The organism is Actinopolyspora lacussalsi subsp. righensis, from assembly GCF_900116555.1.
Taxonomy (GTDB): domain Bacteria; phylum Actinomycetota; class Actinomycetes; order Mycobacteriales; family Pseudonocardiaceae; genus Actinopolyspora; species Actinopolyspora lacussalsi.
In genome coordinates this window covers 279,821-287,846 of the sequence record NZ_FPAT01000007.1, presented here as the reverse complement: position 1 = coordinate 287,846, position 8,026 = coordinate 279,821, and the positions used below count along the sequence as shown (strand labels likewise).

Here is an 8,026-nt window from a genome sequence, read left to right as displayed (position 1 = left end):
TCTCCAACAATGAACTAGAAAATCAAACCCCAGCACAACCCACACCACACCCGGCAACCCCTCACAGGGCCACCCAACCGTGATGCGCATTGATACTCAAAGCAAAAAAGACAAGAAACAAACACACACACGCGTGCACAAACACTGTTGAATTCTCAAAGAACACACCCACCACCCACGCGGCAGGCCCACACCCAGAAACACCCACCAAACCCAGCGACCGAACCGAAACCCAGCCACCACATTCAGCGGAATTCCCGAATGCCTCTTCGTTGTTAACCGCATTCACCGTAGCACCCCAACCAACCCCCACTCACCGGGGGGTCACCCACCCGCCAACTCACCACTCACCCCAACAAGGCAAGCCCGAGCCAGCAAGCACCAGGCACCACATGCAGTTCTTCAAACAACCAGCCACCACCACGAACCGAAACCCGGAAACCACCGAACAAACCAGAACCACGTCCCAGCTCATCCACCCTCGTGATTTCCAACCCGGCCCCGCCGTGCTGACAACAACCACTCTAACCCCCCACCACACCACCCCACACACCCACCCCCACCAACCACCAAAACACCAGGTGAACACGGGTTTCGCACGTCCGGGGGAGAGCATGCAACGAAACAGCCGTGATTGTTCGTCATGCCGGAGCTCGGTATTCACGCTCGTCCACGTTCGGGTGAGTATCGGCCACACCTCGTTCCGTCACCGGCGAGCGCGGTAACCTCGATCTCGGAACACGACCACGGGGGTAGCAGTGGATTCGACACCGATTTACACCGAATTGCGGAACACGCTGATCGACCCGGAAGGGGACCACTGGGCCACCAGTGCCCCACCCGAGTTTGTCGCCTCCCTGGAAAGTGCTCATGAACAGAGTGATCAGTCGGACCAAGGTTCGGGCGGTAGCCACAGCGCCGGAACACAACCACCGCCGCAACAGAGCAAGCGCAGTACCGGTCGCCGCCATCGCGCGGAGGACTGATCGGACATCACCGCACCGTTCGGGCCGTCCGGAGGCGGCCCGAACGGTGCCCTGTCACGCTGAACCGTTTCCACTCACCGTGTGGGTCGACTGGTGTGTTCACACCGGCGGCGAGTCGAGGCGGCCGAGCGAGCCCCGCCGCACGAGGGCACCGTCACGAGAAGACCGCCGCGAGGAGCCCGCGGCGGCACAGCCGGGTGGAGAGGTCGTTTCGTCGCCGGTAGTCGAGCGGGCATCGGCGAGCGAGTACCACGGCCGCACGGGCACGACAGGGCCAGGCAGCGCACCAGCACGATGCACTACTAGAACGGAACAACTCGAACGAGCGTGCCTGCCTCACTCGTTCGCGGAAGAGAACTGCGGAAGTGAAACAGCGGGGAAACGGCTGTCCTCGGTGTCCTCGACGTCTTCCGCCGGTGCTTGTCCGCCGGCGACCTGACCGGAATCATCCGACGCGAAGGACAGCGGGTGTTCCAGCAACGTCTCCTGATCGAGCCGGCCGCTCTGGTCGAACTGCCCGCTCTGCCCACTCTGCGACGTCGATTCGGCCCGATCCGCCGCTTGCTCCTGGCGATCCTGCTGGTAGCGCTCGTGACTGCGTCGAGCCGCACCGCGGATCTCCTCGGTCAGCTTGCGGTTGGCCTGCCGGGTCTTCCGGTCCTCCCGCTCCTGCTTTCGGCTCTGCCGCCGGTTGTTGTTCTGCTGCTGCTGCGCCGTGCGTGCCTGCCTGATGTACGGCCCGAACAGCTCACGCAGGTTTCGCGCATTCTGTTCACTCAGGTCGATTTCATAGCTCACGCCATCCATGGCGAAAGTAACTGTCTGCTGCGCTTCGGACCCGTCGATGTCGTCGACGAGTTCGACCTGAATCCGCTCGGCCATGATCACCTGTTTCGGGAACGTGCCCCGTCTCGCTCCGCGACACTTGCCGGTAAGACACCTCCGACCGACACTTACGTTATAGCACGCGGTCGGGCCGTTGTCTCCTCCTCACGATAGAACAACCTCATGCGCGCTCGTAAACCACCCACGCCCATGTAGTCGGTTCCTAAAAACCAATAGTACTGGAACCCCTCACGCGGGCAACGCGGTACTCCGTGTTGTGCTGACCCAGGAAGAGCACTACAACGCGAACAGTGACGCGAAGCTCACTACAACATCACGTCGCGGCCGTTCACGACAATAGAGTAACGCTAGTTTATTGTACTGTCGCGCTTCGTCGTAAGCTGTGGATGACCGACGAAAACGATCCGGAATCGAGGGTTAGCAGTGGCGCAGAAGGTAACGGTTCAACTGGTCGACGACGTCGACGGTTCCGAAGCGGAGTCGACCGTCGAGTTCGCGCTGGATGGTGTGAACTACACGATTGACCTGTCGTCCGAAAACGCTGCCGAACTCCGCGACGCGCTGGCTCCCTATCTTTCCAGTGCCCGTCGCGTCGGTGGCCGCAAGCGCAGCGGCAAGGCGAACAAGGCCGGGAAAACTCGCCAGTCGAACAGCGGTTCACAAGCACCGAAAGCCGCCGACCGCGAACGGAATCAGGCCATTCGGGAATGGGCACGCCAACAGGGTATGCAGGTTTCCGATCGTGGCCGGATTCCCGCGGAGATCGTCGAGGCCTACGACAAAGCACAGTGATCCGGCTGTAGTGCCCGGGCGGGCGGGGTGACACGAGTGGTCCCCGCCCGCCGGGGAGGGCCGCCGCCGAAAACATTGCGTGCACGAAAGCACGCCAAATGTGATCGTTTTTCGTTCAATCGGTGGCCCGCTCCAAAAATTCGTGAATATCGTCCTCCACCGGCATCGATCCGCTCGCGCCCTTTCGTTGTATCGACAACGCCGCTGCCGCGGAGCCGCGCCGCAATGCCCGGGTGATATCCGTGCCGCGGGCCAACGCCGCCGCCAGCACACCGACGAAGGTGTCCCCCGCCGCCGTGGTGTCCACCGCCCGCACCGAGAACGCGGGCATCCTGACGCGCTCGCCCGCTCGATTTCCGTAGAACACCCCCTGATCTCCCAGGGTCACCACGACCTCCGGAACGCTCTCCAGCAGCGCGGGCAGGGCTCGTTCCGGATCCGACTCACCGGTGAGAACAGCTGCCTCGTGCTCGTTCGGCACCAGCAGGTCCACGTTCGACAACAACGACTCCGGCACCGGCTCCGCCGGGGCGGGTGTCAGGATCACGCGCACTCCGTTGCGGGCGGCCACCTCGGCGGCCTCCGAAGCTCCCCGCAGCGGCGTCTCCAACTGCAACAGCAGACAGTCGGAGTCGGCGATCGCCTCCGCGTCACCGTCGTGCAGTCGATCAACCGTGTCGTTGGCACCTCCCACGACGATGATCGAGTTTCCACCGTCGTCGTCGACCACGATGTGCGCGGTACCGCTGTGTCCCTCCACCGTCCGCAGCCCCGCCGTGTCGACTCCCGAGTCGCCCAGCTCGGCACGGATCCGACTGCCGAACCCGTCATCACCGACCGCGCCGAGAAACCGGGTGTTAGCGGCGGCTCTCGCGGCGGCTATCGCCTGGTTGGCCCCCTTGCCGCCGGGGACGGTGCTGAACGCACGACCGTGCACCGTCTCTCCCCTGCGTGGTGGTGTCGCCACGTAGGCGACCAGATCCATGTTGCAACTACCGAATACCGTCACCATCGTCACGGGGCCATAATGACCGTCCCGCCGGTTGAACGGAGCGGCGAGGGGCGCTGGCGCGTCGTACACGACCCGCCGGTTGCCGGGACGTACCATGCCCGGCAACGAGTCGGAAAGAGGACGAGACGCGGTGGACTATGTAGTGACCGCGGGGCTGCGGCCTCCGGTGGACATCTCGAAACTCGACCCACTACAACAGGAGGGGGTGGTGTCGGTACTCGATCACCAGCTCGGTCGAGTCGAAGGGGTGGCGGGCCCCGAGGAGGAGGACATCGACGTGCTGGACTACCGGATCGAGGTCGGTCCGGACGGGTCGACCGTGATGCTCGCGGTTGACGCTCCCTCACTGTCGGCCGCGGAGAACGCCGCCGCCAACGTGCTGCGGGAAATCCTGCTGGACAGTCAGGTGCTGGAGCACTGGACGCTCACGCACTCCGAAGTGAAGATCACCGAGGACGAGTTCAACGAGAGCCTCGCGGCGGCGGAACAGCACCCCGGTGGTGAGTTCAGTGAGGCCGATGAGCGGTTGCAGGCCGAGGTCGAGGACGCGTTCGAGCAGGCCGACCTCCCGGAGTCGGACTCCTGGCGAACCGGATCCGCCGCCACGGCCGAAGCGCGTTCCCCTGGCGCGGAATCGCCCGAGACGGAGAACTGGCGGATTCGGCTGCACGAGCTCTCGGACCGGCTGCGCGCCTTCGCGCCGAACGCCTTCGACGCGAGCGGGGTCAACGAGCAACGGGCGAACCTCGCGGCAGGCGCGCTGATTCACGCCGTCAGTGTCGTGACCGACGAGCTCTTCTACGACGAGCTGGCGCTGACGGTCAACGACGCCACGGCGGACGGCGCGGTGGGGCTGCTGGTATTGGAGGAGCTTCCGCCGTGCTACCAGCACAACTACGACGCGCGTTTCACGCGCTCACTGCTGTTGTGCTCCGCGGCCGTGGCCACCCGACTGACGGGCACTCGCTGGCAACCACCACGCTGTGTGGCGGAAGCGTTGGCACTGCGGCTGTTCATCAACGAGGCTCGCGTGGTGCTGGAGGCCACGGAGCTGATGAGCTGGGATGAGAGCGCGCCGCTGTTCGAGTCGTTCGCGGCTCACGCGTGTCCCGACAATGCCTACGAGGAACTGTTCGCGGTGGAGACGATCACTGCCGACCGGTCCGATGCCTCCGAGGAGTCGGTAACCGGAGAAGCCGTCGAACAACGGTTGCGCACCAGAGGACTCGCGTTCGACCAGTGGTTCAACAAGTACGAGGACGCGGGCAGCGGTACGGGGCAACACCCGTACCTGGGTTGAACCGGCATCGGGATCGAACCGCTCCGCGGGCCGGAGCGATATCCGGACGCCTTCGGCCGCACCGTCGGTGATCAGCAGGCGGTGTGGCGGCGTTCGACGGACACCGGCCGTGTGTGGGCCCCGCCACCGCGGACGCGGAGCCCCGTTCCACGGCCGGTGTCGCGAGTCGTCACTCCTGGTGGCGCACCGAGTACGGCGGGACCGTCAGGCCGATCAGACTCGCGTCGTCGATCGTGGCCGGTTCGTACTGGCTCTTCGGCATCGCGTCGAGCATGACGTTGACCGGGTCGTCCAGCTGTTCGACACGGCCGAACAGGAATGCCCACTCGTGCTCGTCGGAACCGAAGTAGGTGACAGTGTCGAACACCGTGCGGAATCGGTTGTAGGCCCGGAGGAGCGTGGTGTTGCGCCAGACCGTCGGTGTTCCGGCCTGGAAACCGACCACACCTCCGGGTGCCAGCACGGCATGACACCTTCGAATGAACTCCTCGCCGTACAGGCGGTTGTGCTGACTGTCGGTCTCGTCCGCCCGTTCGTCGGGGAGGTCCACGATCACCAGGTCGTAGCGTTCTCCCGCACCGATGGCCTGGTCGAGAAAACTCCACCCGTCGGTGTAGTGCAGCTTTATGGGACCGTTGCCCGCTTCCAGATCCGCGAGCTCGGCGGCGGTGTATCCGTACGGAAGGTGCTCGGCACAGACGCGCACGCACTCACTGTCGATATCCACGTGGTCCACTCGCGCGGCGCCCGCCTTGACGGCCATCCGGCTGGCCACACCCTCGCTGGAGCCGACGATCAACACCCGTTCAAGCTGTTCCGCGAGCAGAAAGCCGGGCACCATCATCGCCTCGTGGTAGACCAGCTGCGAGAACTCGGTGCTCTGCCGATCGTCGTCGCAGAACAACGCGACGCCCTGGCCGGTACGGCCGATCACCACGTGCTGATAAGCGGTGTCGCCTTCCCACAACACCTCGTCGACGCGCCAGAGTCGCCGCATGTCGTCACCCAGCGGCTCCTGGATCCACTGCTTGCCGTCGAGCTCGATCAACTCCCGCTCCTTCGGATGAGCTCGGCCGAACACACGCTGTTCACGTGAGGCCTGTTTCGTAGTCATGACCACGCCGGATCGTCCGGCAGTTCACATTCGTCGGGCCCAGCGACTCGGCGAGCAGATCCACCGCGCGCTCCGGCTGTGCCCTGTTCCCGCAAGTGAACACATCGATGAAGATCGAACCGTTTTCCGGATAGGAGTGCAACGAAGCGTGGGATTCCGACAGGAGCGCGAGCACCGTCACACCCTGCGGATCGAATCGTTTCGAGATCACGTCACACACCGTGGCCTGGGAACGGTCCAGTGCGCTGTTGAGCGCGTCTGTCAGGAACTGTTCGTCGTCGAGCAGCTCAGCGGCCACGCCCTCGAGTTCGGCGAGGACGTGCTGACCGGTGAACAGACCAACAGGCTGCAGGGTTCCGGCATCAATTGACATCTATCGACCTCCCAACATTTCGCAGATTCCTACTGGGAAACTTCCCGAACGAGCCCCGCACCGCGTCTCGGCCGGTCACGCTCGTTCGATGGTCTCGGCACTGTCGAAGCAACAAGTGGTGAGTGGTTCGAATCCGTTGAAACAGACCGAGGAGTAACTCGCGGTGTAGGCACCGGCACTGAGCAGGTCGACCGTGTCCCCACCGCGCAGTGTGCTCGGAAGTTCGTAGCGGGTGTGCTGATACAGCACGTCGTCGCCGTCGCAGGTGGGTCCGGCCAGGACCACCGGGGCGAGCGGGTCCCCGTCCCGGCTGGTGCGCAGCCGGTAGGTGATCGCCTCACCCTCGGTTTCGGCCAGGCCGTTGTAGCGTCCCGCGTCCAGGTAGACCCAGCGTCCCTGCCCCGCGGAGTCCTCGGAGACCAGCACGACCTCACTCCGCAGCACACCCGCGTCCCCCACGAGGTGGCGACCGGGTTCGAGCAGCACCTCGGGGCGGCCGGTACCGAAGTGGCGCCGCAGTGCGTCCTCGATCACGGCGGTGTACTCGGATAGCTCCGGGGTCGGCTGGGTGTACGTGGCGGGCAGCCCCCCGCCCAGGTTGACCATGCGAACCGCGTCGGCGGGCATCTCGGGGTCGTGCAGCACCTCGGCCGCGGCGGCGATGCCGTGTTCCCAGGCTTCGGAGGAGAGCTGTTGCGAGCCGATGTGGAACGACACTCCGTACGGCACGAGCCCCAGCTCACGTGCACGTCGCAGCAACCGGACCGCGGTCGCGGGTGAACAGCCGAACTTGCGCCCGAAGGGTGTCCGGGAACCGGTGTTGTCCACCGCGATTCGGCAGAACACGCCTGCTCCGGGCGCCGAGGCGGCTATGTTCTCCAGGTCGGGCGTGCTGTCGGTGGCGAACAGCCGGACTCCGCGTTGATGCGCGAGAGCGATGTCAGCGGGCTTTTTTATGGTGTTGCCGTAGGAGATCGCCCGGGCCGGAGCGCCCTGGCGCAGGCACAGCTCGATCTCTCCGGGGCTGGCGACGTCGAAGGAGGCCCCCAGTCCGACCAGTTCGGCGACGACGTGGGGATCGGGATTGGCCTTGACCGCGTAGCAGATGCGCGCCCCGGGCAGTTCCGCGCTCAGCCGCGAGAAACGATTCCGCACCACGGCGAGGTCCACGGCCAGGCAGGGGGTGCTGGGGCACGCCTCGTCGAGGAAGCGGCGGATACGTTCCGACTCCGCGGCGGAGGCCGCGGACGCCCCGTTCACGGTCGTCCCGACAGTGGTGCCGCCACCGGGGCGGTCCGTCACAGCGTGGCTGCCGGACAGGTCGGTCAATCCCGAAACCTCCGTTTCTCGGCCGTTGGCGGGCCGTCGCGTGGAACACACCAATCCGGCCAGGCCGATCCGTTACGGGGCCCAAGGAGGACCGAACCGCGGGGAATGCCCTGCACCGACCAGAAACGGTACCGCTGATGGCGGCGCATTTTCCAATCACACCCAAGGCTTCCCCCGGACAGCGGAACCGATTGTGACTACTGACACGGCCCGTGGCCACCCAGCGAATCGTTCACCGGAGCCGAGATGTTTCACTCACTCGGCAGTGTCCCGT

7 protein-coding genes are annotated in these 8,026 nt (G+C 65.0%); 2 read left to right on the top strand and 5 right to left on the bottom strand.

What is annotated here, in order from left to right; all coding sequences use genetic code 11:
• Window positions 1–1,322 precede the first annotated feature (1,322 nt).
• Window positions 1,323–1,868 carry a histone-like nucleoid-structuring protein Lsr2 gene (locus tag BM394_RS14795; protein WP_092978993.1) on the bottom strand — a complete coding sequence of 182 codons (546 nt, stop codon included), beginning with the start codon at window positions 1,866–1,868 and terminating at the stop codon, window positions 1,323–1,325.
• A gap of 387 nt (window positions 1,869–2,255) precedes the next feature.
• On the opposite strand from BM394_RS14795, the gene BM394_RS14790 reads away from it, so the two are divergent.
• Window positions 2,256–2,624 carry a histone-like nucleoid-structuring protein Lsr2 gene (locus tag BM394_RS14790; RefSeq protein WP_092929539.1) on the top strand — a complete coding sequence of 123 codons (369 nt, stop codon included), beginning with the start codon at window positions 2,256–2,258 and terminating at the stop codon, window positions 2,622–2,624.
• Between the two features lie 115 nt (window positions 2,625–2,739).
• On the opposite strand, the gene rbsK is transcribed toward BM394_RS14790, so the two are convergent.
• Entirely contained in the window at window positions 2,740–3,636 is an 897-nt protein-coding gene (rbsK, locus tag BM394_RS14785; protein ID WP_092978989.1) for a ribokinase, read from the bottom strand.
• Window positions 3,637–3,766: 130 nt separating this feature from the next.
• On the opposite strand from rbsK, the gene BM394_RS14780 reads away from it, so the two are divergent.
• Window positions 3,767–4,936, top strand: a complete 1,170-nt coding sequence (locus tag BM394_RS14780) for a hypothetical protein (RefSeq protein ID WP_092978877.1) — start codon at window positions 3,767–3,769, stop codon at window positions 4,934–4,936.
• Between the two features lie 169 nt (window positions 4,937–5,105).
• Here the strand turns inward: BM394_RS14780 and BM394_RS14775 are convergent, their stop codons facing one another.
• The 3 genes from BM394_RS14775 to BM394_RS14765 form a co-directional block, all read right to left on the bottom strand.
• Window positions 5,106–5,984 (bottom strand): spermidine synthase, encoded by an 879-nt coding sequence (locus tag BM394_RS14775; protein ID WP_092978986.1) that lies wholly within the window; start codon window positions 5,982–5,984, stop codon window positions 5,106–5,108.
• A 40-nt stretch (window positions 5,985–6,024) separates the two neighbouring features.
• Window positions 6,025–6,423 carry an adenosylmethionine decarboxylase gene (speD, locus tag BM394_RS14770; protein WP_092929535.1) on the bottom strand — a complete coding sequence of 133 codons (399 nt, stop codon included), beginning with the start codon at window positions 6,421–6,423 and terminating at the stop codon, window positions 6,025–6,027.
• Window positions 6,424–6,498: 75 nt separating this feature from the next.
• The gene (locus BM394_RS14765; RefSeq protein ID WP_092978875.1) at window positions 6,499–7,752 is read right to left on the bottom strand and encodes a type III PLP-dependent enzyme; all 1,254 of its coding nucleotides are present in this window, start codon (window positions 7,750–7,752) and stop codon (window positions 6,499–6,501) included.
• Window positions 7,753–8,026 lie beyond the last annotated feature (274 nt).